This window comes from Streptococcus sp. 27098_8_91 (assembly GCF_041432385.1).
Lineage (GTDB): Bacteria > Bacillota > Bacilli > Lactobacillales > Streptococcaceae > Streptococcus.
This window is the reverse complement of the sequence record NZ_JAPVZN010000003.1, coordinates 15,647-39,973: the sequence shown is the minus strand read 5'-3', so window position 1 is coordinate 39,973 and position 24,327 is coordinate 15,647. Positions and strand designations below refer to the sequence as shown.

Annotated in this window: 18 protein-coding genes; 15 read left to right on the top strand and 3 right to left on the bottom strand. The window is 41.8% G+C overall.

The window, feature by feature from the left end; genetic code table 11:
• Window positions 1-40: 40 nt before the first annotated feature.
• The 12 genes from glpO (at window position 41) to O3611_RS03780 (ending at window position 13,112) form a co-directional block, all read left to right on the top strand.
• Window positions 41-1,867, top strand: a complete 1,827-nt coding sequence (glpO, locus tag O3611_RS03835) for a type 1 glycerol-3-phosphate oxidase (protein WP_371607887.1) — start codon at window positions 41-43, stop codon at window positions 1,865-1,867.
• Window positions 1,868-1,933: 66 nt separating this feature from the next.
• Complete coding sequence (locus tag O3611_RS03830) at window positions 1,934-2,638, top strand: MIP/aquaporin family protein (protein ID WP_000980822.1); 705 nt, start codon at window positions 1,934-1,936, stop codon at window positions 2,636-2,638.
• A 227-nt stretch (window positions 2,639-2,865) separates the two neighbouring features.
• A complete protein-coding gene (locus O3611_RS03825) occupies window positions 2,866-2,997 on the top strand; it encodes a teichoic acid D-Ala incorporation-associated protein DltX (RefSeq protein WP_000375187.1) in 132 nt (43 codons plus the stop codon).
• A 20-nt stretch (window positions 2,998-3,017) separates the two neighbouring features.
• Entirely contained in the window at window positions 3,018-4,568 is a 1,551-nt protein-coding gene (gene dltA / locus O3611_RS03820; protein WP_371607886.1) for a D-alanine--poly(phosphoribitol) ligase subunit DltA, read from the top strand.
• Window positions 4,565-5,809 (top strand): D-alanyl-lipoteichoic acid biosynthesis protein DltB, encoded by a 1,245-nt coding sequence (dltB, locus tag O3611_RS03815; protein WP_371607885.1) that lies wholly within the window; start codon window positions 4,565-4,567, stop codon window positions 5,807-5,809. The genes dltA and dltB overlap by 4 nt, the downstream gene beginning before the upstream one ends.
• Window positions 5,810-5,822: 13 nt before the next feature.
• The gene (dltC, locus tag O3611_RS03810; protein ID WP_075232372.1) at window positions 5,823-6,062 is read left to right on the top strand and encodes a D-alanine--poly(phosphoribitol) ligase subunit DltC; all 240 of its coding nucleotides are present in this window, start codon (window positions 5,823-5,825) and stop codon (window positions 6,060-6,062) included.
• Window positions 6,055-7,323 carry a D-alanyl-lipoteichoic acid biosynthesis protein DltD gene (gene dltD, locus O3611_RS03805; protein WP_371607884.1) on the top strand — a complete coding sequence of 423 codons (1,269 nt, stop codon included), beginning with the start codon at window positions 6,055-6,057 and terminating at the stop codon, window positions 7,321-7,323. Before dltC ends, dltD begins: the two co-directional genes overlap by 8 nt.
• Window positions 7,324-7,462: 139 nt before the next feature.
• A complete protein-coding gene (gene nt5e / locus O3611_RS03800; protein WP_371607883.1) occupies window positions 7,463-9,496 on the top strand; it encodes a cell surface ecto-5'-nucleotidase Nt5e in 2,034 nt (677 codons plus the stop codon).
• Between the two features lie 160 nt (window positions 9,497-9,656).
• Window positions 9,657-10,097, top strand: coding sequence for a zinc-dependent transcriptional regulator AdcR (gene adcR / locus O3611_RS03795; RefSeq protein WP_371607882.1), 441 nt, complete (start codon window positions 9,657-9,659; stop codon window positions 10,095-10,097).
• Window positions 10,097-10,801, top strand: coding sequence for a metal ABC transporter ATP-binding protein (locus O3611_RS03790; protein ID WP_371607881.1), 705 nt, complete (start codon window positions 10,097-10,099; stop codon window positions 10,799-10,801). The genes adcR and O3611_RS03790 overlap by 1 nt, the downstream gene beginning before the upstream one ends.
• Window positions 10,794-11,600 (top strand): metal ABC transporter permease, encoded by an 807-nt coding sequence (locus O3611_RS03785; RefSeq protein WP_371607880.1) that lies wholly within the window; start codon window positions 10,794-10,796, stop codon window positions 11,598-11,600. The genes O3611_RS03790 and O3611_RS03785 overlap by 8 nt, the downstream gene beginning before the upstream one ends.
• Window positions 11,601-11,609: 9 nt before the next feature.
• The gene (locus tag O3611_RS03780; protein ID WP_371607879.1) at window positions 11,610-13,112 is read left to right on the top strand and encodes a zinc ABC transporter substrate-binding protein AdcA; all 1,503 of its coding nucleotides are present in this window, start codon (window positions 11,610-11,612) and stop codon (window positions 13,110-13,112) included.
• Between the two features lie 142 nt (window positions 13,113-13,254).
• Here O3611_RS03780 and O3611_RS03775 read toward each other — a convergent pair whose 3' ends face one another.
• Window positions 13,255-14,112, bottom strand: coding sequence for a 5'-nucleotidase, lipoprotein e(P4) family (locus tag O3611_RS03775; RefSeq protein ID WP_045762615.1), 858 nt, complete (start codon window positions 14,110-14,112; stop codon window positions 13,255-13,257).
• A 430-nt stretch (window positions 14,113-14,542) separates the two neighbouring features.
• Here O3611_RS03775 and O3611_RS03770 point away from each other — a divergent pair, with 430 nt between their 5' ends.
• The 3 genes from O3611_RS03770 (at window position 14,543) to O3611_RS03760 (ending at window position 22,723) form a co-directional block, all read left to right on the top strand.
• Window positions 14,543-18,145, top strand: coding sequence for a DNA-directed RNA polymerase subunit beta (locus O3611_RS03770; RefSeq protein ID WP_301559182.1), 3,603 nt, complete (start codon window positions 14,543-14,545; stop codon window positions 18,143-18,145).
• A gap of 32 nt (window positions 18,146-18,177) precedes the next feature.
• Window positions 18,178-21,840, top strand: coding sequence for a DNA-directed RNA polymerase subunit beta' (gene rpoC / locus O3611_RS03765; RefSeq protein ID WP_322741458.1), 3,663 nt, complete (start codon window positions 18,178-18,180; stop codon window positions 21,838-21,840).
• Window positions 21,841-22,159: 319 nt separating this feature from the next.
• Window positions 22,160-22,723: a sugar O-acetyltransferase gene (locus O3611_RS03760; protein ID WP_371607878.1), complete on the top strand. Its 564-nt coding sequence runs from the start codon at window positions 22,160-22,162 to the stop codon at window positions 22,721-22,723.
• A gap of 137 nt (window positions 22,724-22,860) precedes the next feature.
• Here O3611_RS03760 and O3611_RS03755 read toward each other — a convergent pair whose 3' ends face one another.
• Window positions 22,861-23,544, bottom strand: a complete 684-nt coding sequence (locus O3611_RS03755) for a DUF4956 domain-containing protein (RefSeq protein ID WP_371607877.1) — start codon at window positions 23,542-23,544, stop codon at window positions 22,861-22,863.
• On the bottom strand, window positions 23,537-24,313 hold the full coding sequence (locus tag O3611_RS03750) for a polyphosphate polymerase domain-containing protein (protein ID WP_371607876.1): 777 nt from the start codon (window positions 24,311-24,313) through the stop codon (window positions 23,537-23,539). Before O3611_RS03750 ends, O3611_RS03755 begins: the two co-directional genes overlap by 8 nt.
• Window positions 24,314-24,327: the final 14 nt, after the last annotated feature.

Below are 24,327 nucleotides of genomic sequence, written 5' to 3'. Positions count from 1 at the left end.
ACTGGAAGAATAAAGCGACTTAGTTAGAAAGTGTGTAAATATGGAATTTTCAAAGAAAACACGTGAATTATCAATTAAAAAAATGCAGGAACGTACCCTGGACCTCTTGATTATTGGTGGAGGAATCACAGGGGCTGGTGTAGCTTTGCAGGCGGCAGCTAGCGGTCTTGAGACTGGATTGATTGAAATGCAAGACTTCGCAGAAGGAACATCTAGCCGTTCAACAAAATTGGTCCACGGAGGTCTTCGTTACCTCAAACAATTTGACGTAGAAGTTGTATCAGATACGGTTTCAGAACGTGCAGTGGTTCAACAAATTGCACCACATATTCCAAAACCAGATCCAATGCTCTTGCCAGTTTACGATGAAGATGGAGCGACCTTTAGCCTCTTTCGTCTCAAAGTAGCTATGGACTTGTACGACCTTTTGGCAGGTGTTAGCAACACACCAGCTGCTAACAAGGTTTTGAGCAAGGAAGAAGTTTTAGAACGCCAGCCAAACTTGAAGAAAGAAGGCTTGGTAGGAGGTGGGGTTTACCTTGACTTCCGTAATAACGATGCGCGTCTCGTGATTGAAAACATCAAACGTGCCAATCAAGACGGTGCCCTCATTGCCAACCACGTTAAGGCAGAAGGCTTCCTCTTTGACGAAAGTGGCAAGATTACAGGTGTTGTAGCTCGTGATCTCTTGACAGACCAAGTCTTTGAAATCAAGGCCCGTCTGGTGATTAACACAACAGGTCCTTGGAGTGATAAGGTACGCAATTTGTCTAATAAGGGAACACAATTCTCACAAATGCGTCCAACTAAGGGAGTTCACCTAGTTGTGGATTCAAGCAAGATCAAGGTTTCACAGCCTGTTTACTTTGACACAGGTTTGGGAGATGGTCGTATGGTCTTTGTTCTCCCACGTGAAAACAAGACTTACTTTGGTACAACTGATACAGACTACACAGGTGATTTGGAACATCCAAAAGTAACTCAAGAAGATGTAGATTACCTACTTGGCATTGTCAACAACCGCTTCCCAGAAGCAAATATTACTGTTCAAGATATTGAAAGTAGCTGGGCAGGTCTTCGTCCATTAATCGCAGGCAATAGCGCTTCTGACTACAATGGAGGGAATAACGGAACTATTAGTGATGAAAGCTTTAACAACTTGATTGCGACTGTTGAATCTTATCTCTCTAAAGAAAAAACGCGTGAAGATGTTGAGTCTGCTGTCAGCAAGCTTGAAAGCAGTACCTCTGAGAAACATTTGGATCCATCTGCAGTTTCTCGTGGTTCGAGCTTGGATCGTGATGATAATGGCCTTTTGACCCTTGCTGGTGGTAAAATCACAGACTACCGTAAGATGGCTGAAGGAGCTATGGAGCGCGTGGTTGACATCCTCAAAGCAGAATTTGACCGCAGCTTTAAACTGATTAACTCTAAGACTTACCCTGTTTCAGGTGGAGAATTGAACCCAGCAAATGTGGATTCAGAAATCGAAGCCTTTGCGCAACTTGGAGTGTCACGTGGTTTGGATAGCAAGGAAGCTCACTACCTAGCAAATCTCTATGGTTCAAATGCACCGAAAGTCTTTGCTCTTGCTCATAGTTTGGAACAAGCGCCAGGACTTAGCTTGGCAGATACTTTATCACTTCACTATGCAATGCGCAATGAGCTAGCTCTTAGCCCAGTTGACTTCCTTCTTCGTCGTACCAACCATATGCTCTTTATGCGTGATAGCTTGGACAGCATTGTAGAGCCAGTTCTAGATGAAATGGGACGTTTCTACGAATGGACAGAAGATGAAAAAGCAACTTACCGTACTGATGTCGAATCAGCTCTTGCTAACAACGATTTAGCAGAATTAAAAAATTAAGAAAAATAAAAGAGGTGGAGGTCAGGACTCCTAGTCTGCCCTCTTCTTTTTAACGGAGACAGAAAGATGATGAATGAATTATTTGGAGAATTTTTGGGAACTTTAATCCTCATTCTTCTAGGAAATGGTGTTGTTGCAGGTGTGGTTCTTCCTAAAACCAAGAGCAACAGTTCAGGTTGGATTGTGATTACCATGGGTTGGGGAATTGCAGTTGCGGTTGCAGTCTTTGTATCTGGCAAGCTCAGTCCAGCTCATTTAAACCCAGCTGTGACCATTGGTGTAGCCTTAAAAGGTGGTTTGCCTTGGGCTTCCGTTTTCCCTTACATCCTAGCTCAGTTCGCAGGGGCTATGCTCGGTCAGATTTTGGTTTGGTTGCAATTCAAACCGCATTATGAGGCAGAAGAAAATGCAGGAAATATCTTGGCAACCTTCAGTACTGGTCCAGCCATCAAGGATACTGTATCAAACTTGATTAGCGAAATCCTTGGAACATTTGTTTTGGTGTTGACAATCTTTGCTTTGGGTCTTTACGATTTTCAGGCAGGTATCGGAACCTTTGCAGTGGGCACTTTGATTGTTGGTATCGGTCTATCACTAGGTGGGACAACAGGTTATGCCTTGAACCCTGCGCGTGACCTTGGACCTCGTATCATGCACAGCATCTTGCCAATTCCAAACAAGGGAGACGGAGACTGGTCTTACGCTTGGATTCCTGTTGTAGGACCTGTTATCGGAGCAGCCTTGGCCGTGCTTGTGTTCTCACTTTTCTAAGATAAAAGAGCTATTTGTAACAAAGTTTGAGATTGGATTCTCAAACTTTGTTGTTTTTTGAGGGCAAAACATTAATATTTTAACTTGTCTTAAAATAAGCTAAAATGTGCTTTCTAAAAATGGTAAACAGTTGAAAATAGAGGGAATAAAGTGGTAAAATGGGAACAAGAAAAAATAGTAATTGTTTGTGGAAAAATTGACGGAAATTTACAGAAAAGAAATCGATCATGGATAGAAAGAAACCATTATATATTTTTTTAGGGCAAACGGTCCTGTATTTTATTGTTTTACTGGGTTTGCTTTACTTTTTTAGTTACCTAGGTCAAGGTCAGGGTGGCTTTATCTACAATGAATTTTAACTTTAAGGAGAAAACGAACTGTGTCTAATAAACCGATAAAAGATATGATTGAAGTGATTGAGTACTTCGCCCAAACTCAGCCTGGCTTTCCAGTCTATAATGTTCTTGGTGAGGAACGTACCTATGGTGATTTGAAGGCTGATTCGGATAGTTTGGCTGCAACCATCGATCAACTAGATTTACCTGAAAAATCTCCTGTAGTCGTTTTTGGTGGTCAGGAGTATGAGATGTTGGCTACCTTTGTAGCCTTGACCAAGTCAGGTCATGCCTACATTCCAATTGACAGTCATTCGGCCTTGGAGCGCGTGTCTGCCATTCTTGAAGTGGCTGAGCCAAGCTTGATCATTGCTATTTCAGACTTTCCATTGGAGCAGGTCTCTACACCAATGATGAATCTAGCTCAGGTTCATGAAGCCTTTGTTCAGGGGGTAAGCTATGAGATGACGCATCCAGTCAAGGGAGATGATAACTACTACATCATCTTTACTTCTGGTACGACTGGTAAGCCAAAAGGGGTGCAAATTTCGCATGATAATCTGCTCAGCTTTACCAACTGGATGATTACGGACAAGGAATTTGCGACGCCAGAGCGTCCACAAATGCTGGCTCAGCCACCTTATTCTTTTGACTTGTCTGTCATGTATTGGGCACCGACCTTGGCTCTTGGAGGAACCCTTTTTGCTCTTCCATCAGCTATCACTCAAGACTTCAAACAACTCTTTGCAACTATCTTTTCTCTTCCGATTGCTATCTGGACTTCGACACCATCTTTTGCAGATATGGCCATGTTGTCTGAAGATTTCAATGCTGAAAAGATGCCAGATATTACCCATTTTTACTTTGATGGGGAAGAGTTGACCGTTAAAACTGCTCAAAAATTACGCGAACGTTTCCCAAATGCGCGCATCATCAATGCTTACGGGCCAACAGAAGCAACAGTTGCTTTGTCAGCAGTCGCTATTACAGATGAGATGTTAGCAACTTTGAAACGTCTTCCAATTGGCTACACCAAAGAAGATTCTCCAACCTTTATCATTGATGAGGAAGGGAACAAATTGCCAAACGGAGAGCAAGGGGAGATTATCGTATCTGGTCCAGCTGTTTCAAAAGGCTACATGAACAATCCTGAAAAAACAGCTGAAGCCTTCTTCGAATTTGAAGGTTTGCCAGCCTATCATACGGGAGATGTCGGAACAATGACAGATGAAGGTCTCCTTCTCTATGGTGGACGGATGGACTTCCAGATCAAGTTTAACGGTTACCGCATTGAGCTAGAGGATGTTTCTCAAAACTTGAACAAATCCAAGTACGTTGAATCTGCTGTTGCAGTTCCACGTTACAACAAAGACCACAAGGTTCAAAACCTCTTGGCCTATGTCATCTTAAAAGACGGCGTTAAAGAACAATTTGAGCGCGAAATCGATATCACGAAAGCGATCAAGGAAGACTTGGAAGATATTATGATGTCTTACATGATGCCGTCTAAGTTCCTTTACAGAAAGGAATTACCACTAACTCCAAATGGCAAGATTGACATTAAAGGCTTAATCAATGAGGTAAACAATAGATGATGGAGCTTCTTAAACAGCTTCCTCATATCGAGCCTTATGGAAATCTACAGTACTTTGTCTACGTGATTACCGCTACCTTGCCCATCTTTATCGGTCTTTTTTTCAAAAAACGCTTTGCTTGGTATGAAATGCTGGTTAGTATCTTCTTTATCGTTACCATGTTGACGGGTGGCAAGACCAATCAGTTGGCTGCCTTGGCTATTTACCTATGCTGGCAAATTGTACTGGTTCTTTTATACAAGCAGTATCGAAAAAGTAAGGATGGCAAGTGGGTATTCTACCTAGTTAGTTTTCTGTCTCTCCTTCCGATTATCTTTGTCAAGGTGCAGCCTGCTATCAATGGAACGCAGTCTTTGCTTGGATTTTTGGGAATTTCTTACCTGACATTTCGTTCGGTGGGAATCATCATCGAACTTAGAGATGGAGTCATTAAGGATTTGAAGATGTGGGAGTATTTGCGTTTTCTTCTCTTTATGCCGACATTTTCAAGTGGTCCTATTGATCGTTTCAAACGTTTTAATGAAAATTATCAGACGATTCCAGAGCGGGATGAGTTGATGGATATGCTAGCCGAGTCCGTTCGGTATATCATGTGGGGATTTCTGTATAAATTTATCCTAGCTCATATTTTAGGCGAGATTTTATTGCCACCGCTAAAGAATTTAGCTTTACAAACAGGTGGCTTCTTTAACTACTACGTAGTTGCAGTCATGTACACATTTGGTCTGGAGCTCTTCTTTGACTTTGCGGGTTATTCCATGTTTGCTCTAGCTATTTCAAATCTGATGGGGATTCGTAGTCCGATCAACTTCAACAAACCTTTCTTGTCAAGGGATTTAAAAGAGTTTTGGAATCGCTGGCACATGAGTTTATCCTTCTGGTTCCGTGACTTTGTCTTTATGCGCATGGTCATGGTGATGACGAGAAAGAAGCTTTTTAAGAATCGAAATGTGACTTCAAGTGTCGCCTATATCCTGAACATGCTCCTTATGGGGTTCTGGCATGGGATAACTTGGTTTTACATCGTCTACGGACTCTTTCATGGAGTGGGCTTAGTCATTAATGATGCCTGGGTTCGAAAGAAAAAAACGCTCAATAAAGAACGGAAGAAAGCAGGGCGACCTCCCTTGCCTGAGAACCGTTGGGTTCAGTTGCTTGGCATGGTGATAACCTTCCATGTCGTGATGGTTTCATTCTTAATCTTTTCTGGATTTTTGAATGATTTATGGTTTAAAAAATAAAAGGAATTAAAAAATGGATATCAAATCAGAAGTTATTGAAATTATTGATGAATTATTTATGGAAGATGTATCTGACATGATGGATGAAGATCTTTTTGACGCAGGTGTCTTGGACAGCATGGGAACCGTTGAATTGATCGTGGAAATCGAAAATCGCTTTGATATTCGTGTCCCAGTTACAGAATTTGGTCGTGACGACTGGAATACAGCTAATAAAATCGTAGTAGGGATTACGGAGTTAAAGAATGCTTAAACGCCTGTGGTTAATCTTCGGGCCCATTCTTACTGCAGGTTTATTGGTTCTTCTACTCATTATTTTCTATCCTAGTAGTAAGAGTCATAATTTAATGGAGGAAAAATACTCTGCAGCCTCAATAAGTGCAGAAAGTTTCAAAGAGAGAAGCCAAAAAGTGAGAGCTCTCACGGATCCTAATATACGTTTTATACCCTTTTTGGGTTCGAGTGAATGGATTCGTTTTGATAGCATGCATCCAGGAGTATTAGCTGAAAAGTATAATCGCTCCTATCGTCCTTATTTTATGGGGCAGGCAGGAGCAGCTTCTCTTAGTCAGTACTTTGGACTACAACAAATCACATCTGAGCTTGAAAACAAACAAGCGGTATTTGTAATCTCTCCGCAATGGTTTACAAAAGAGGAGCATGATGCGCCTACTTTTCAAAGCTTTTTTAACAATGACCAGTTGACGGCCTTTTTGGAAAATCAATCCGGAGATCTGGCTGCTCAATATGCGGCCACTAGACTCTTGAAGCAAAATCCAAGAGTACCGATGAAGGGGATTGTTGAGAAGCTTGCCAAGAATGAACAATTGTCAGACTTTGATCAAACGATGGTTAATCTCTCTGCCGAGTTCAATGAAAGACAAGCTGCTCTTTTTGGTCAATTCTCCATTCATGGTCGATTAAAGTACAAGGATCATATTGAAAAATATTTGAGCAGTCTCCCAGACCAATTTTCGTATGAAGAATTGGAAAATATTGCTCGTAAGGATGCAGAAGAAAATACGACCAATAATGATTTGGGGATGGAAAACCATTTTTATACCACTCAGCTTAAGAAGGACTTAAAAAATTTAGAAGGCTATCAAAAGAATTATAACTTTCTCCAATCAACTGAGTACAATGATTTGCAGCTAGTGCTTGATCAATTTGCCAAGTCTAAGGTTAATGTGCTCTTTGTCTTTCAACCTGTCAATAAAAAATGGATGAACTATACAGGTTTGAGCGAAGAAATGTATCAACACTCTATTGAAAAAATTCGTTACCAGTTGGAAAGTCAGGGTTTTACCAACATTGCTGACTTTTCAAAAAATGGTGGAGATCCCTACTTTGTTAAGGATACGATTCATATCGGTTGGTTGGGCTGGTTGGCGTTTGATAAGGTTGTGAATCCCTTTTTGAGCAATCCGATAACAGCACCTAATTACCAAATGAATGACCGTTTCTTTAGCCAGGATTGGGCAAATTACGATGGGAATATTAAAGATTTTCAATAATATAGAAAAGGAGTTTGAACTTTTTGTTCAGACTTTTTTTATGAAATGTCGGATAGCTTATCCTAAATAAGGCTAAAAGTTTTAAAATGATGCTAAATAGCGTATAATGATAAAAGAAAGAAGAGAAAGGGATTTCAATATGAATAAACGTTTTTTGTTGCCTGTCCTATCGACAGCCCTATTAGCTCCAGCCTTTTTAGCTGGACAAGTCTATGCTGAAGAAAGTACTAGTACTTCAGAAGCTCCAGAAGTTGTGAGTACTGCAGAAGCACCAGTAGTAGCAGCGGCTCCTGAGGTTGTTACAAGTCCGGCAACACCAGCTGAAGAGGCTGCAACTCAAAAAGAAGAAAAAGATACTGTTATCTTGCACACCAATGACGTGCATGGTCGTATCGTAGAAGAAAAAGGAGTAATCGGAGATGCCAAGCTCGCGACAGTTATTGAGAAGGAGCGAGAAAAGGGCAGCCAAACGACTCTAGTAGTAGATGCAGGGGATGCCTTCCAGGGTCTGCCGATTTCAAACTCTACAAAGGGTGAAGCTCGTGCCAAAATCCTAAATGAGATGGGCTACGATGCTATGGCTGTAGGAAATCATGAGTTTGACTTTGGACTTGACGAAGCTAAAAAATACAAAGAAATCTTGAACTTCCCACTGCTTAGCTCAAATACTTATGTAAACGGAGCTCGTCTATTTGAAGCAGCAACAATTGTTGATAAGAACAAGAATGTTGAAGGTGATGAGTTTGTCGTCATCGGTGTGACAACACCTGAAACAGCTACTAAGACCCACCCTAAAAATGTTAAAGGCGTAACCTTTACAGAACCGATTGCAGAGGTTAACAAGGTTATCGAAGAAATTCAAGCTAAAGCCTTGGCAGAAGGCAAAGACTACAAACACTATGTTGTTCTCGCTCACTTGGGAGTTGATACAACAACACCTGTAGAATGGCGTGGTTCAACACTTGCAGAAGCACTTTCAAAAAATCCTTTGTTGAAAGGTAAGCGTGTTACAGTGATTGATGGTCACTCTCATACAGTAGAATCTACTACCTATGGTGACAATGTGACTTACAACCAGACAGGAAGCTATCTCCATAACGTTGGTAAAATCACTTACAACTCTCGTCAATTATTAGGAAATCCAAGCCAGGTACCTGCTGCAGATGCTAAGAAATTAGAAGCCAATCCAAAGATTGCAGCCATGGTCAAAGAAATCAAAGAAAAATATGATGCTGAAAATGCTGTAGAAGTTGTTTCAAATAGCCCAGTTGAATTGAACGGTGACCGTGAAAATGTCCGTGTCCGCGAAACCAACCTTGGAAATGTCGTCGCAGATTCTCTCTACCAGTACGGTCAAACAGGATTTAGTCATCCAACAGATATTGCTGTGACAAATGGTGGAGGCTTGCGTGAAACAATTGCCAAGGATAAACCAATTACAAAAGGAAATGTCATTGCAGTTTTACCATTTGGGAACACAATCTCACAAATCCAAGTAACTGGTCAGCAAGTTCTGGATATGTTTGAAAAATCACTCGGATCTATCTTGCAGGTTGATAAGGCAGGAAAAACTGTCTTGGATGAAAATGGTCAACCATTGCTAGAACCAAGTGGTGGATTCTTACAGATTTCAGGAGCCAAGGTCTACTACGATACAAACCTAGTCGCAGGTAAACGCGTCCTGGCTATTCAAGTGAAGAATCGTGCAACTGGTCTTTATGAAAAACTAGATTTGGCGAAAGTCTACTACCTAGCAACCAATGACTTCCTTGCAGCAGGTGGTGACGGTTATACCATGCTTGGTGGTGATAGAGAAGAAGGTCCTTCAATGGATGCTGCTTTTGAAGACTATCTAAAAACAGCTGATTTGACTCAGTATGAAAAGGTAAATCCAAATTCACGCACGATTTCTGTGGACTCAAAAACATTTAAACTTCCTGAAGAAGGTAAAGAGCAAGATCCAGCTAAACCAGTAGAAGACCAAGCAACAAAACCGACTCAACCTTCTACTGTAAAAGTTGATTATAAGGTTGCAGATAAGTTTGCTAAGAAAACAGTAGTCTCAGAGAAACTACTTCCAAATACAGGTAGTGAGCAATCTATTTTCATGATGCTACTTGGTATGATTCTTGGAGCGACAGCCCTCTGGACTAGCCGTAAACAAGAAAAATAATTCTACAAGATGAAAACATCACAGGTGTTTTCATCTTTTTTCTTGACTCCTTGCTTGGATGTGATATACTTAACTAGTAAAGGAATGGTTTGAATTTGATTTTTGAAGAGTATGAAAACCTTGTATTTATAGAAATTCCGTTCTGAGAAAGGAGCAAATCATGAGACAGTTGGCAAAAGATATCGATCGTTTTTTAAATGAGATTATTCTCAAGGCGGAAAACCAACATGAAATTCTCATTGGTCATTGCACCAGTAATGTGGCCTTGACGAATACCCAGGAGCATATTCTCATGCTTTTATCAGAGGAGTCGCTCACCAACTCTGAGTTGGCGCGTCGTCTCAATGTTAGTCAAGCTGCCGTTACCAAGGCTATCAAATCCTTGGTTAAAGAGGGGATGTTAGAGACATCTAAGGATCCCAAGGATGCGCGCGTTATCTTCTATCGATTGACAGACTTAGCACGACCAATTGCTGAGGAACACCACCATCATCATGAACATACCCTCTCGGCTTATGAGCAGGTTGCCACTCAGTTCACACCAAACGAACAAAAAATTATCCAGCGGTTTTTAACTGCTTTAGTAGGAGAAATCAAGTAATGAGATACATCACAGTAGAGGATTTGTCCTTCTATTATGACAAGGAACCTGTGCTTGAGCATATCAATTACAGTGTTGATAGTGGGGAATTTGTCACACTGACAGGAGAAAATGGAGCGGCAAAGACTACTCTTATCAAGGCTAGTCTTGGAATTCTTCAACCACGAATTGGGAAAGTAACCATCTCAAAGATAAATATTCATGGGAAAAAGCTAAGAATCGCCTATCTTCCTCAGCAGATCGCCAGTTTTAATGCAGGTTTTCCTAGTACTGTTTATGAGTTTGTCAAATCAGGTCGCTACCCAAGAAAGGGCTGGTTCCGTCGTTTGAATGCTCATGATGAAGAACACATTAAGGCTAGTTTAAACTCAGTTGGTATGTGGGAACATCGGGATAAACGCATTGGTTCTCTCTCTGGTGGGCAAAAGCAAAGAGCGGTCATTGCACGTATGTTTGCTTCAGATCCAGATATCTTTATCTTGGATGAGCCGACAACAGGGATGGATGCAGGTACCAAGAATGAATTTTATGAGCTCATGCACCATAGTGCCCACCATCATGGCAAGGCTGTTTTGATGATTACTCACGATCCTGAAGAAGTCAAGGATTACGCAGATCGCAATATCCACCTTGTCCGTGACCAAGATTCGCCATGGCGTTGTTTCAATGTCCATGAAAATGATCAGGAGGTGGACCATGTTTAATCTATTTTCTTATGATTTTATGCAGCGGGCCTTTTTAGCGGTTATTGCCATGAGTCTCTTTTCACCAGTTCTTGGGACTTTCCTCATTTTGCGCCGTCAAAGTCTCATGAGTGATACTCTGAGTCACGTCTCCCTTTCAGGGGTTGCTTTTGGTTTGGTTTTGGGGATTTCTCCAACCATCTCAACCATTGCCATTGTCTTGATTGCGGCGGTCTTTCTTGAATATCTACGTACGGTTTACAAGAGCTTTATGGAGATTGGGACAGCCATCCTCATGTCTACAGGACTTGCAGTTTCACTTATTGTTATGAGTAAGGGGAAGAGTTCTAGTTCGATGAGCTTGGACCAATACCTTTTTGGTTCTATTGTGACTATTAGTCAAGAGCAGGTAATTGGGCTCTTTGTCATTGCAGCGGTTGTTTTAATCCTGACCTTCCTCTTTTTGAGACCCATGTACATCTTAACTTTTGACGAGGATACAGCTTTTGTAGATGGTCTTCCAGTGCGTACTATGTCTATCCTCTTTAACATGGTGACGGGTGTGGCTATTGCCCTCATGATCCCAGCAGCGGGTGCTCTTTTAGTATCGACTATCATGGTCTTGCCAGCTAGTATTGCGTTGCGTTTAGGAAAGAACTTTAGTTCCGTGATGATTCTAGCTAGTGCCATTGGATTTCTAGGTATGGTGGCGGGACTCTATATTTCCTATTATGCAGAGACACCACCAAGTGCAAGTATCACCCTTATCTTTGTAGTTGTCTTCTTGTTAGTCAGCTTACTCAAACGTTTTATCAAATAGGAGAAGAAAATGAAAAAACTAGGCCTACTTTTGGCAAGTCTTGTGACAGTCTTCTTAGTCGCTTGTTCTAATCAAAAACAGGCAGACGGAAAATTAAATATTGTCACAACTTTCTATCCTGTCTACGAATTTACCAAGCAAGTAGCAGGAGATACAGCCAATGTCGAGCTCTTGATTGGGGCAGGGACAGAACCACATGATTATGAACCATCGCCTAAGGCAGTTGCTAAAATCCAAGACGCTGATGCCTTTGTTTATGAAAATGAGAACATGGAAACATGGGTTCCAAAACTTTTAGATTCACTAGATGAGAAAAAAGTAAAAACAATCAAGGCTACTGGAGATATGTTGCTTCTTCCAGGAAGTGAAGAAGAGGAAGCCCATGACCATGGTAAAGAAGGCCATCATCACGAGTATGACCCTCACGTATGGTTGTCTCCTGTGCGTGCCATTAAGCTTGTAGAGCATATCCGTGATAGTCTTTCAGCTGACTATCCAGATAAGAAGGCGACTTTCGAGCAAAATGCAGCTGCCTATATCGAAAAACTGCAAGCCTTGGATAAGGCCTATACTGAAGGGCTTTCTAATGCTAAACAAAAGAGTTTTGTGACTCAACACGCGGCCTTTCGTTATCTAGCCTTGGACTACGGACTTAATCAAGTCTCTATCTCTGGTCTTTCACCAGATGCTGAGCCGTCAGCAAGCCGCTTGGCAGAATTGACCGAGTACATCAAGAAAAACAAGATCTCTTATATCTACTTTGAAGAAAATGCCTCTCAAGCTCTAGCCAATACTCTTTCAAAAGAAACAGGAGTTAAGTTAGACGTTCTGAATCCTCTGGAAAGCTTGACTGAAGAGGACATGAAGGCCGGTGAGAACTATATCTCTGTCATGGAGAAAAATCTCAAGGCCCTCAAGCAAACAACTGATCAGGCTGGGGCAGAAATTGAATCAGAAAAAGCAGAGGAAACTAAAACCGTTCAAAATGGTTACTTTGAGGATGCTGATGTCAAGGATCGTACCCTAAGTGATTATGCTGGCAACTGGCAGTCGGTCTATCCTTTCCTTGAGGACGGTACTCTTGATCAAGTATTTGACTACAAGGCTAAATTGACTGGCAAAATGACCAAGGATGAATACAAAGCCTACTATCAAAAAGGCTATCAAACTGATGTATCTAAGATTAATATCACGGATAACACTATGGAATTCATCCAAGGTGACCAAAGTAAGAAATATACCTACAAGTATGTCGGCAAGAAAATTTTGACTTATAAGAAAGGGAATCGAGGAGTTCGTTATCTTTTTGAAGCGACAGACGCGGATGCTGGACAATTCAAGTATGTTCAATTTAGCGACCACAATATCGCACCAGTTAAGACTGGGCATTTCCATATCTTCTTTGGAGGTACTAGCCAGGAAGCCCTCTTTGAAGAAATGGATAACTGGCCAACCTATTATCCAGAGAATTTATCTGGTCAAGAAATCGCCCAAGAAATGCTGGCTCATTAAGATACGATTCACATGATAAAAGCGAACAGGAAAGTTTTCTGGTTATCAGAATCCTCTCTTGTCCGCTTTTTTGAGTTTTGTCAGTTAAAGAGCTTTTGCACTTCTTCTTGTACTTATGGCCTTATTGAATACCAAGTTTTCATTACTTGTCAAAGCCTTGTAAAGCCTTTTCGCGTTCTTCTACTTGTCCCTTGGCATCTAGTTTATTACCACCGTAAACTGCTGTTTCCCATGATCCATACATTGGATTTGGGAAGATGATGAATTTTTCACCAAATTCTTTTTGCAATTCTTCAAGTTGTTTGTCACGATCAGCTTCAGAAGTCTTAGAAAATTCTGCAAAGTCTACAAGGTTATCACCAAATAGTAACACAAGATTTGTCTTTTCTTGAACCGCTTGTCGACGACCTTCTTTGGATTTTACACCACTTTCTAGGAACATGAGGTGATCACGTCCTTGTACAGGAATACCTTCGCTTTCTAGATTTTTAATGGTAGCATCTACTTGGTCGACTGAACGGTCAGAAATATAGTAGATTTGGACACCGTTTTGATCGGCAAACTGAAGAAAATCTTTAGCACCTGGGACGGCTTTTGCTGCAGCTTTTTGGACCCAAACATCCCAATTTTCAGGTGTGAATGCTGTTCCATCTTTGACATTTTGAACTTGATATGGACTGTTATCTAGGACCGTTTCGTCCAAGTCCAAAACAATCGAATAAGGCTTGTCTGATTCTGTTTTCAGTAATTCCTTTAGACGATCTGTAGCAACATTATAGCCTTGTAGATACAAGGCTTTTGTTTCGGCTGCTTTTTGATACCAGAGAGTTGACATGGTATTTTCTCTAGACCGTAGTTGGTCGTAAGTCATTGTAATCTGATTGTCAGATGAGTTATTAGCGGATGTTTGTGTTTCTGTGGATTTTGTGGCGCAGCTGGTCAATAAGATGACAGATGCAAGTGCAGAAACGATTGTAACAGTGGTTTTAGCTGTTTTCATAAAATGTCTCCTGTCTATTAATTTCAATAACAGTATAGCATGAGGGAATAGTTAAGGCAAGCGTTTTCCTAAATATGGACTTGATTTTTCAAAGAAAGATGTAGATAATTAACGGATTAGAGGAAGAGAAAAATATTTTAAACCCTTGAAAAATCAAAGAAAATTAGGTATAATATGAATAATCATTTGTCGTAGGTTTTGTCTGAAATATTGTCCGGACAAGGCTCACAGCAGTTAAATCTCCTGAAAAAGTCGGATTTAGCTGCTCTTTTTGTGCTTTTTTTCAGGTTTTTCGACCTTTGTAACAAAGATTTAAAGATTCTGAAAATTAGTCAAGGGGGATAAGTTGATAGGGTTTTTAGAACCATCTAACGATAATTACTAGCTTAGATCACTAAGCTTGGAACTTTATTTAAAAAGGAGAATCATCTTGGCAGGACATGACGTTCAATACGGGAAACATCGTACCCGTCGTAGTTTTTCAAGAATCAAAGAAGTTCTTGACTTACCAAATTTGATTGAAATTCAAACTGATTCATTCAAAGATTTCCTAGACCATGGTCTGAAGGAAGTGTTTGAAGATGTATTGCCAATTTCAAACTTCACAGACACAATGGAGTTGGAATTTGTTGGCTACGAAATCAAAGAACCTAAATATACGCTTGAAGAAGCTCGTATCCACGATGCCAGCTACTCAGCACCTATCTTTGTAACCTTCCGCTTGATTAACAAAGAAACTGGCGAAATCAAGACACAGGAAGTATTCTTTGGTGATTTCCCAATCATGACTGAGATGGGAACCTTTATCATCAACGGTGGTGAACGTATCATCGTATCACAGTTGGTGCGTTCTCCAGGTGTTTACTTTAATGACAAGGTAGACAAAAATGGTAAAGTGGGTTACGGTTCAACTGTTATCCCTAACCGTGGAGCTTGGTTGGAACTTGAAAGCGACTCAAAAGACATCGCCTACACTCGTATCGACCGTACTCGTAAGATTCCATTTACGACCTTGGTTCGTGCGCTTGGTTTCTCAGGCGATGATGAAATCTTTGATATCTTTGGCGACAGTGATCTTGTTCGTAACACTGTTGAAAAAGATATTCACAAGAACCCAATGGACTCTCGTACAGACGAAGCTTTGAAGGAAATTTACGAACGCCTTCGTCCAGGTGAGCCTAAGACTGCTGAAAGCTCACGTAGCTTGCTTGTAGCTCGTTTCTTTGACCCACGTCGTTATGACTTGGCTGCAGTTGGTCGTTACAAGATCAATAAAAAACTCAACGTTAAAACACGCTTGCTCAACCAAACTATTGCTGAACCATTGGTAGACCCTGAAACAGGTGAAATCTTGGTAGAAGCTGGAACAATCATGACTCGTAGCGTGATTGAAAGCATTGAAAGTCATTTGGATGGCGATTTGAACAAGATTGTCTACATTCCAAATGATGCTGCTGTAGTAACAGAGCCAGTTGTTCTTCAAAAATTCAAGGTTGTTGCACCAACTGATCCAGATCGTGTTGTAACTATCATCGGTAATGCAAATCCAGATGACAAGGTTCGTATCGTAACGCCTGCAGATATCTTGGCTGAGATGAGCTACTTCCTCAACTTAGCAGAAGGTATTGGTCGTGTGGATGATATCGACCACCTTGGAAATCGTCGTATTCGTGCTGTTGGTGAATTGCTTGCTAACCAAGTGCGTCTTGGACTTTCACGTATGGAACGTAACGTTCGTGAACGTATGTCTGTTCAAGATAACGAAGTACTAACACCACAACAAATTATCAATATCCGTCCAGTAACTGCAGCAATCAAAGAATTCTTTGGTTCTTCTCAATTGTCACAGTTCATGGACCAACACAACCCGCTTTCTGAGTTGTCACACAAACGTCGTTTGTCTGCCTTAGGACCTGGTGGTTTGACACGTGACCGTGCTGGATATGAAGTGCGTGACGTGCACTACACTCACTATGGTCGTATGTGTCCAATCGAGACACCTGAGGGACCAAACATCGGTTTGATCAACAACTTGTCTTCATACGGACATCTTAACAAGTATGGTTTCATTCAAACACCATATCGTAAGGTTGATCGTGAAACTGGAAAAGTAACTAACGAAATCGTTTGGTTGACAGCCGATGAAGAAGATGAGTACACAGTAGCACAGGCTAACTCTAAATTGAACGCAGATGGCACTTTTGCTGAAAAAGTTGTCATGGGACGTCACCAAGGGGTTAACCAAGAATACCCAGCTTCAAGTGTTGATTACATGGACGTTTCTCCAAAACAGGTAGTTGCCGTTGCGACAGCATGTATTCCTTTCCTGGAAAACGACGACTCCAACCGTGCCCTCATGGGTGCCAACATGCAACGTCAGGCTGTACCATTGATTGATCCAAAAGCACCTTACGTTGGTACTGGTATGGAATATCAAGCAGCCCATGACTCTGGAGCGGCTGTTATTGCTCAGTATGATGGTAAAGTTACTTATGCCGATGCTGACAAAGTAGAAGTTCGTCGTGAAGATGGCTCATTGGATGTTTACCATATCCAAAAATTCCGTCGTTCAAACTCAGGTACTGCCTACAACCAACGTACGCTTGTTAAAGTTGGTGATCTTGTAGAAAAAGGCGACTTTATTGCAGATGGACCTTCTATGGAAAATGGAGAAATGGCGCTTGGACAAAACCCAATCGTTGCCTACATGACATGGGAAGGTTATAACTTCGAGGATGCCGTTATCATGAGCGAACGCTTGGTGAAAGACGATGTCTACACATCTGTCCACCTTGAAGAATACGAATCAGAAACTCGCGATACAAAGCTTGGGCCTGAAGAAATTACTCGTGAAATTCCAAACGTTGGTGAAGATGCTCTTAAAGACCTTGACGAAATGGGTATTATCCGTATCGGTGCTGAGGTTAAAGAAGGAGATATCCTTGTAGGTAAAGTAACACCTAAGGGTGAAAAAGATCTTTCTGCTGAAGAACGTCTCTTGCACGCTATCTTCGGAGATAAATCTCGTGAAGTTCGTGACACTTCTCTTCGCGTACCACACGGTGCCGATGGTGTTGTTCGTGATGTTAAAATCTTTACACGTGCAAATGGAGATGAGTTGCAATCAGGTGTTAACATGCTGGTTCGTGTTTACATCGCTCAAAAACGTAAGATTAAGGTCGGAGATAAGATGGCCGGACGTCACGGAAACAAAGGGGTTGTTTCTCGTATCGTTCCTGTAGAAGACATGCCTTACCTTCCAGACGGAACTCCAGTCGATATCATGTTGAACCCTCTAGGGGTGCCATCACGTATGAATATCGGTCAGGTTATGGAGCTTCACCTTGGTATGGCTGCACGTACTCTTGGTATTCACATCGCAACACCAGTCTTTGACGGAGCAAGTTCTGAAGACCTTTGGTCAACTGTCAAAGAAGCAGGTATGGATAGCGATGCCAAAACAATCCTTTACGATGGACGTACTGGTGAGCCATTTGACAACCGTGTATCAGTTGGTGTCATGTACATGATCAAACTCCACCACATGGTTGATGATAAATTGCACGCTCGTTCTGTCGGACCTTACTCGACCGTTACCCAACAACCACTCGGAGGTAAAGCTCAGTTTGGTGGACAACGTTTCGGTGAGATGGAGGTTTGGGCGCTTGAAGCCTATGGTGCATCAAACGTACTTCAAGAAATCTTGACTTACAAGTCTGATGATATCAACGGACGTTTGAAAGCTTATGAAGCTATTACAAAAGGAAAACCAATTCCAAAACCAGGTGTTCCAGAATCCTTCCGAGTTCTTGTTAAAGAATTGCAATCACTTGGTCTTGACATGCGTGTCCTTGACGAAGATGATCAAGAAGTTGAACTTCGTGATCTTGACGAGGGCATGGACGAAGATGTCATCCACGTAGATGACCTTGAAAAAGCACGTAAAAAAGCTGCTGAAGAAGCAAAAGCTGCTTTTGAAGCTGAAGAAGGTGCAAAAGCGGAAGCAACAGAAGAAGCTACTGAACAAGAATAAGTAGCTCACTTAGAATAGAAAGGGAAGAAATAGTGGTTGACGTAAATCGTTTTAAAAGTATGCAAATCACACTAGCTTCTCCAAGTAAAGTCCGTTCATGGTCTTATGGAGAAGTCAAAAAACCTGAAACAATCAATTACCGTACGTTGAAACCAGAACGTGAAGGACTATTCGACGAAGTCATCTTTGGTCCTACAAAAGACTGGGAATGTGCTTGTGGTAAGTACAAACGTATTCGTTACAGAGGGATTGTTTGTGACCGTTGTGGTGTTGAAGTAACGCGTACAAAAGTTCGTCGTGAACGTATGGGACACATCGAGTTGAAAGCTCCTGTATCTCATATCTGGTATTTCAAGGGAATTCCAAGCCGTATGGGCTTGACCCTTGATATGAGCCCTCGTGCCCTCGAGGAAGTAATCTACTTTGCTGCTTACGTGGTGATTGATCCAAAGGATACACCACTTGAGCACAAATCTATCATGACAGAGCGTGAATATCGTGAGCGCTTGCGTGAATATGGCTACGGATCATTCGTTGCTAAAATGGGTGCCGAAGCTATCCAAGACCTCTTGAAACAAGTAGATCTTGAAAAAGAAATTGCTGAACTCAAAGAAGAATTGAAGACAGCAACTGGACAAAAACGTATCAAAGCCATCCGTCGTTTGGATGTTTTGGATGCCTTTTACAAGTCTGGAAATAAACCTGAATGGATGATTCTTAACATCCTTCCGGTTATTCCACCAGATCTTCGTCCAATGTTGCAGTTGGATGGTGGCCGTTTTGCCTCATCTGACTTGAACGACCTTTACCGTCGTGTTATCAACCGTAACAACCGTTTGGCTCGTTTGCTTGAGTTGAACGCACCAGGTATCATCGTTCAAAATGAGAAGCGTATGCTTCAAGAAGCGGTTGACGCTTTGATTGACAATGGTCGTCGTGGTCGTCCAATTACAGGACCAGGTAGTCGTCCACTTAAATCATTGAGCCACATGCTCAAAGGTAAACAAGGACGCTTCCGTCAAAACTTGCTCGGTAAACGTGTGGACTTCTCAGGACGTTCCGTTATCGCCGTTGGTCCAACTCTTAAGATGTACCAGTGTGGTGTGCCACGTGAAATGGCGATCGAGCTCTTTAAACCATTTGTGATGCGTGAAATCGTTGCACGTGATATCGTGCAAAACGTCAAAGCTGCTAAACGCTTGGTCGAACGCGGAGATGAGCGTATCTGGGATATCCTTGAAGAAGTGATCAAAGAACACCCAGTACTTCTTAACCGCGCACCGACCCTTCACCGTTTGGGTATCCAAGCCTTCGAGCCAGTCTTGATTGATGGTAAGGCCCTTCGCTTGCACCCGCTTGTCTGTGAAGCCTACAATGCCGACTTTGACGGGGACCAAATGGCCATTCACGTACCGCTTTCAGAAGAAGCCCAAGCAGAAGCTCGTATCTTGATGCTCGCTGCTGAGCATATCTTGAACCCGAAAGATGGTAAACCAGTTGTTACTCCATCTCAGGACATGGTTTTGGGTAACTACTACTTGACTATGGAAGAAGCTGGTCGTGAAGGTGAAGGAATGGTCTTCAAAGACCGTGACGAAGCTGTCATGGCTTACCGCAATGGTTATGTTCACCTTCACTCACGTGTAGGTATCGCAACAGACAGCCTTAACAAACCATGGACAGAAGAGCAAAAACATAAAGTCTTGCTTACAACTGTTGGTAAGATCCTCTTCAACGATATCATGCCAGAAGGTCTACCTTACTTGCAAGAGCCAAATAATGCTAACTTGACAGAAGGTGTTCCAGATAAATACTTCTTGCCACTAGGTGGAGATATCAAGGAAGCTATCAGCAAACTTGAGCTTAACCCTCCATTCAAGAAGAAAAACCTTGGAAATATCATCGCTGAAATCTTCAAACGTTTCCGTACGACAGAAACTTCTGCCCTACTTGACCGTATGAAGAACCTCGGTTACCACCACTCAACTCTTGCAGGATTGACAGTGGGTATTGCCGATATCCCAGTTGTTGAAGACAAGGCTGAAATCATCGAAGAATCACACAAACGTGTAGAACAAATCACAAAACAATTCCGTCGTGGTATGATCACAGACGACGAGCGTTACAATGCCGTTACAGCTGAATGGCGTGCTGCCCGTGAAAAATTGGAGAAACGCTTGATTGCCAACCAAGATCCTAAGAACCCAATCGTTATGATGATGGACTCTGGAGCCCGTGGTAACATCTCAAACTTCTCACAGCTTGCCGGTATGCGTGGTCTGATGGCGGCTCCGAACGGACGTATCATGGAATTGCCAATCCTTTCAAACTTCCGCGAAGGTTTGTCAGTACTCGAAATGTTCTTCTCAACTCACGGTGCCCGTAAAGGTATGACTGATACGGCCCTTAAGACAGCCGACTCAGGTTACTTGACTCGTCGTTTGGTTGACGTTGCCCAAGACGTTATCATCCGTGAGGATGACTGTGGAACAGACCGTGGTCTCTTGATCCGTTCTATCGCAGAAGGAAAAGAGATGATCGAATCTCTCGAAGAACGTCTCAATGGTCGTTACACTAAGAAAACTGTTAAACATCCAGAAACTGGTGTAGTTATTATCGGTCCAAATGAGCTGATTACAGAAGACAAGGCGCGTGAAATTGTCAACGCTGGTGTGGAAGAAGTGACTATCCGCTCTGTATTTACATGTAACACTCGTCACGGTGTCTGCCGTCACTGTTATGGTATCAACTTGGCGACTGGTGATGCGGTTGAAGTTGGTGAAGCAGTTGGTACAATCGCTGCCCAATCTATCGGGGAACCTGGTACACAGCTTACAATGCGTACCTTCCACACGGGTGGGGTTGCCTCAAATACCGATATCACTCAGGGTCTTCCTCGTGTCCAAGAAATCTTTGAAGCCCGCAATCCTAAAGGGGAAGCGGTTATCACAGAGGTTAAAGGACAAGTTACAGCTATCGAAGAAGATGCATCAACTCGTACTAAGAAAGTCTTTGTTAAGGGTGAAACTGGCGAAGGTGAATATGTCGTTCCGTTTACAGCTCGTATGCGTGTTGAAGTCGGCGATCAAGTTTCTCGTGGTGCAGCATTGACAGAAGGTTCTATCCAACCAAAACGTCTCCTTGCTGTACGTGATGTCTTGTCAGTTGAAACCTACCTTCTCGGTGAAGTACAAAAAGTTTACCGTAGCCAAGGGGTAGAAATCGGTGACAAACACATTGAGGTAATGGTTCGTCAAATGATCCGTAAAGTCCGTGTCATGGATCCAGGAGATACAGACCTTCTCATGGGTACCCTCATGGATATCAATGACTTTACAGATGCCAACAAAGATGTCCTTATCGCAGGTGGAGTTCCAGCGACAGGTCGCCCTGTCCTTATGGGAATTACAAAAGCCTCACTTGAAACCAACAGTTTCTTGTCAGCGGCTTCCTTCCAGGAAACAACTCGTGTCCTTACTGACGCGGCTATCCGTGGTAAGAAAGACCATCTCCTTGGACTTAAAGAAAATGTTATCATCGGTAAGATCATCCCAGCTGGTACAGGTATGGCACGTTACCGTAACCTTGAACCACAAGCTATCAATGAAGAGTCTTACCTAGCATCTTCTCAAGAAGAAACTTCAGTAGATACGACTGTAGAAGAAGTCGTTGAAACTGTTGAAGTAAGCGAATAAGTAGGTGTTGCTTAAGGTCTGAAATGAAAAGATTAATCATTCACTATAGATTCTTAAGAAGGATCCACTAGATAAAAAAGCGAACAAGGCAGAATTCTGATTGTCAGAAAACTGGATTTGTTCGCTTTTTGTATTTAAGGTTAGACTTGTGTTTTATAGTAGATCGAATACAAAACAGCACACTGTGAATTCTAAAAAATGCTAGAAATTGACTTAACTGCTCTAGTAAATTTGTTCAGATTTTATTTCATTTCACTATAATTTGCTCTAGATTCAAAACTATGCTACAATCATCTAAAACAAGCAAAAAAGAAATAACATGAAAACAGAATATCAAAAAATGATCGCAGGAGAACCCTATCACCCATTCGACCCAGACCTCCGTTCTCTAGCACAAACAGCGCGACAAAAGCAAGCAGCTTTTAATGGAGAAGTCGATCCAGTAAAAGGTATGGAAATCATCAAAGGATGGTTTGGTTCTACCGGAGAAAACCTTTATGTCAATCCTCGATTGGTGGTGGATTATGGAGTTAATATCCATTTAGGAGAAAATTTTTATTCCAATTGGAATTTGACCATGTTGGACGTATGTCCGATCACGATTGGTGATAATGCCATGATTGGTCCTAATTGTCAGTTTTTAACACCTCTTCATCCGCTGGATCCCGATGAACGAAACTCGGGACTAGAATTTGGCAAACCCATCACGATTGGTAAGAACTTTTGGGCAGGTGGTGGTGTCATTGTCCTACCGGGTGTTACTTTAGGGGATAATGTCGTTGCAGGAGCAGGAGCGGTCATTACAAAATCTTTTGGAGATAATGTCGTTTTGGCAGGAAATCCAGCACGAGTTATCAAAGAGATTCCAGTTAAAGGAAATTAAAGGTTGTAGAAAGAGAAAGTGAAGTCTTTTTCAAAAGAGCTCTTTGAAATCGAAAAGCCTAACCAGTCTCAGTATCAAAAACTTATTGCTAGCAAAAAACGAGGTCGGAATTTTTATCCCAGCCTCGTTTTTCGTCTTTAGAGATTTTTTCTCTTTTTAGCTTTTTTAGTTAGAGCCACATCGCATTGATCAATATTTTGTGTAAGATAGCTAGTCACTTGGAAATCATCGACCTCTGTTTTTAGCTCGACTTCATAGACAATGCTAAGGTTGTCCCCTGCATTTGTGCTATTGATCGTAATCATGTCAATTTCTGAGCAGAATTGGTCAAGAGCAGATTGGATAGCATCTTGAATCTTCTCTTGATTAGTTACCGTGATTGTCAAAAGTCTACGGCGTTGATTGTCAGATTTAACTTGTTGATTCTCCAAAAGGAACCAAACGCCCAAGATAAAGAGTGTGAAGAGAATGGCCAGGAAGAGATAGCCTGTTCCACAAGCCAAACCGATAATCATGGCAAGGAAAATCGCAATCAGTTCTCTTGAACCACTCGTTGCAGAACGGAAACGAATCAAACTAAAGGTTCCGGCTACAGCAATTGACGTACCCAAGCTCCCATTGACCAGAAAAATAACCAAGGTCATAAGGCAAGGAAGCAGAGTCAAGCTGATAGCAAATTCTCTGGTGTAGAGGGTTCGATATTTGTAGGTCCAAGTAAGTGCCAAACCGAGGACTAGACTGACTAGAAGTGCCAGCAGTAGTTGGAAGGGATCTGCACTTGCAGTGGCGTTGTTGAAAATGGAATTAAATAGATTAAGCATAAGCGGTACCTGCGCTTTCTATACTGGGACGTGGTGCATAAGGAAGCCCTTGAGATTTGTGGTAAGCACAACTGTATTTTGAAAATTTGTGCTCCATCAAACCATACTTCTTTAGAATGTCTTGTAACCACTGAGGTTTGTTTCCAGGAGCTTTAATCTCCATAATCACAGTATTGTCATCTAATAGAGGAGCCCCTTGATTTCCTGCGAAGAGACTGACATTTTCATCTCTATAGATTAGATTTTGGTCAATGGTGATACGAATTTTATTATAGTCGTAGCCCTCGATGTATTTTTTTTCTTTTAATGAATAACGATCGTAGTAGATGTACATACGAGGCTTGATAGCGAGTTTGTAATCATGCTGAAGTTTTTTCACTTTTTCAATGACGACTGTATCAGTAATGCTAGCATCCAAGTGCCCTTTGGTTATGAAATTGATGATGGAACTAGGAGTTGAGAGCAGTCGGTACTTGCGACCAATCCCTTCTTGGTCCTTAGTTTTGATTTCTAAAAAAACTTGACTATCTATTTTAGCTTGGCTGAGATAGGTCCGCATCCGTACCTTTTCTTTTCGTTTGTCGCCAAGATGCTCATCTTGGAGAATATCAAAGTCTTCTGTATCAAAGTAGATATTTGATATTGTTGAAATTGGATAGTCGTCTTCTACCAAATATTTCTTTAAATCCTGAACCAGTTTGTCTAATATTTTTTTGGAGACAACATATTTGGTTTCAATCCGTTTAAAAGTTGTTTCGATTGGTTTCATAAGTCCTTCTCCTC

Coding starts and splice junctions, on each gene's coding strand:
- glpO (WP_371607887.1), top strand. CDS start 41: ATGGAATTTTCAAAGAAAACACGTGAATTATCAATTAAAAAAATGCAG.
- O3611_RS03830 (WP_000980822.1), top strand. CDS start 1,934: ATGATGAATGAATTATTTGGAGAATTTTTGGGAACTTTAATCCTCATT.
- O3611_RS03825 (WP_000375187.1), top strand. CDS start 2,866: ATGGATAGAAAGAAACCATTATATATTTTTTTAGGGCAAACGGTCCTG.
- dltB (WP_371607885.1), top strand. CDS start 4,565: ATGATGGAGCTTCTTAAACAGCTTCCTCATATCGAGCCTTATGGAAAT.
- dltC (WP_075232372.1), top strand. CDS start 5,823: ATGGATATCAAATCAGAAGTTATTGAAATTATTGATGAATTATTTATG.
- dltD (WP_371607884.1), top strand. CDS start 6,055: ATGCTTAAACGCCTGTGGTTAATCTTCGGGCCCATTCTTACTGCAGGT.
- nt5e (WP_371607883.1), top strand. CDS start 7,463: ATGAATAAACGTTTTTTGTTGCCTGTCCTATCGACAGCCCTATTAGCT.
- adcR (WP_371607882.1), top strand. CDS start 9,657: ATGAGACAGTTGGCAAAAGATATCGATCGTTTTTTAAATGAGATTATT.
- O3611_RS03790 (WP_371607881.1), top strand. CDS start 10,097: ATGAGATACATCACAGTAGAGGATTTGTCCTTCTATTATGACAAGGAA.
- O3611_RS03785 (WP_371607880.1), top strand. CDS start 10,794: ATGTTTAATCTATTTTCTTATGATTTTATGCAGCGGGCCTTTTTAGCG.
- O3611_RS03780 (WP_371607879.1), top strand. CDS start 11,610: ATGAAAAAACTAGGCCTACTTTTGGCAAGTCTTGTGACAGTCTTCTTA.
- O3611_RS03775 (WP_045762615.1), bottom strand. CDS start 14,112: ATGAAAACAGCTAAAACCACTGTTACAATCGTTTCTGCACTTGCATCT.
- O3611_RS03760 (WP_371607878.1), top strand. CDS start 22,160: ATGAAAACAGAATATCAAAAAATGATCGCAGGAGAACCCTATCACCCA.
- O3611_RS03755 (WP_371607877.1), bottom strand. CDS start 23,544: ATGCTTAATCTATTTAATTCCATTTTCAACAACGCCACTGCAAGTGCA.
- O3611_RS03750 (WP_371607876.1), bottom strand. CDS start 24,313: ATGAAACCAATCGAAACAACTTTTAAACGGATTGAAACCAAATATGTT.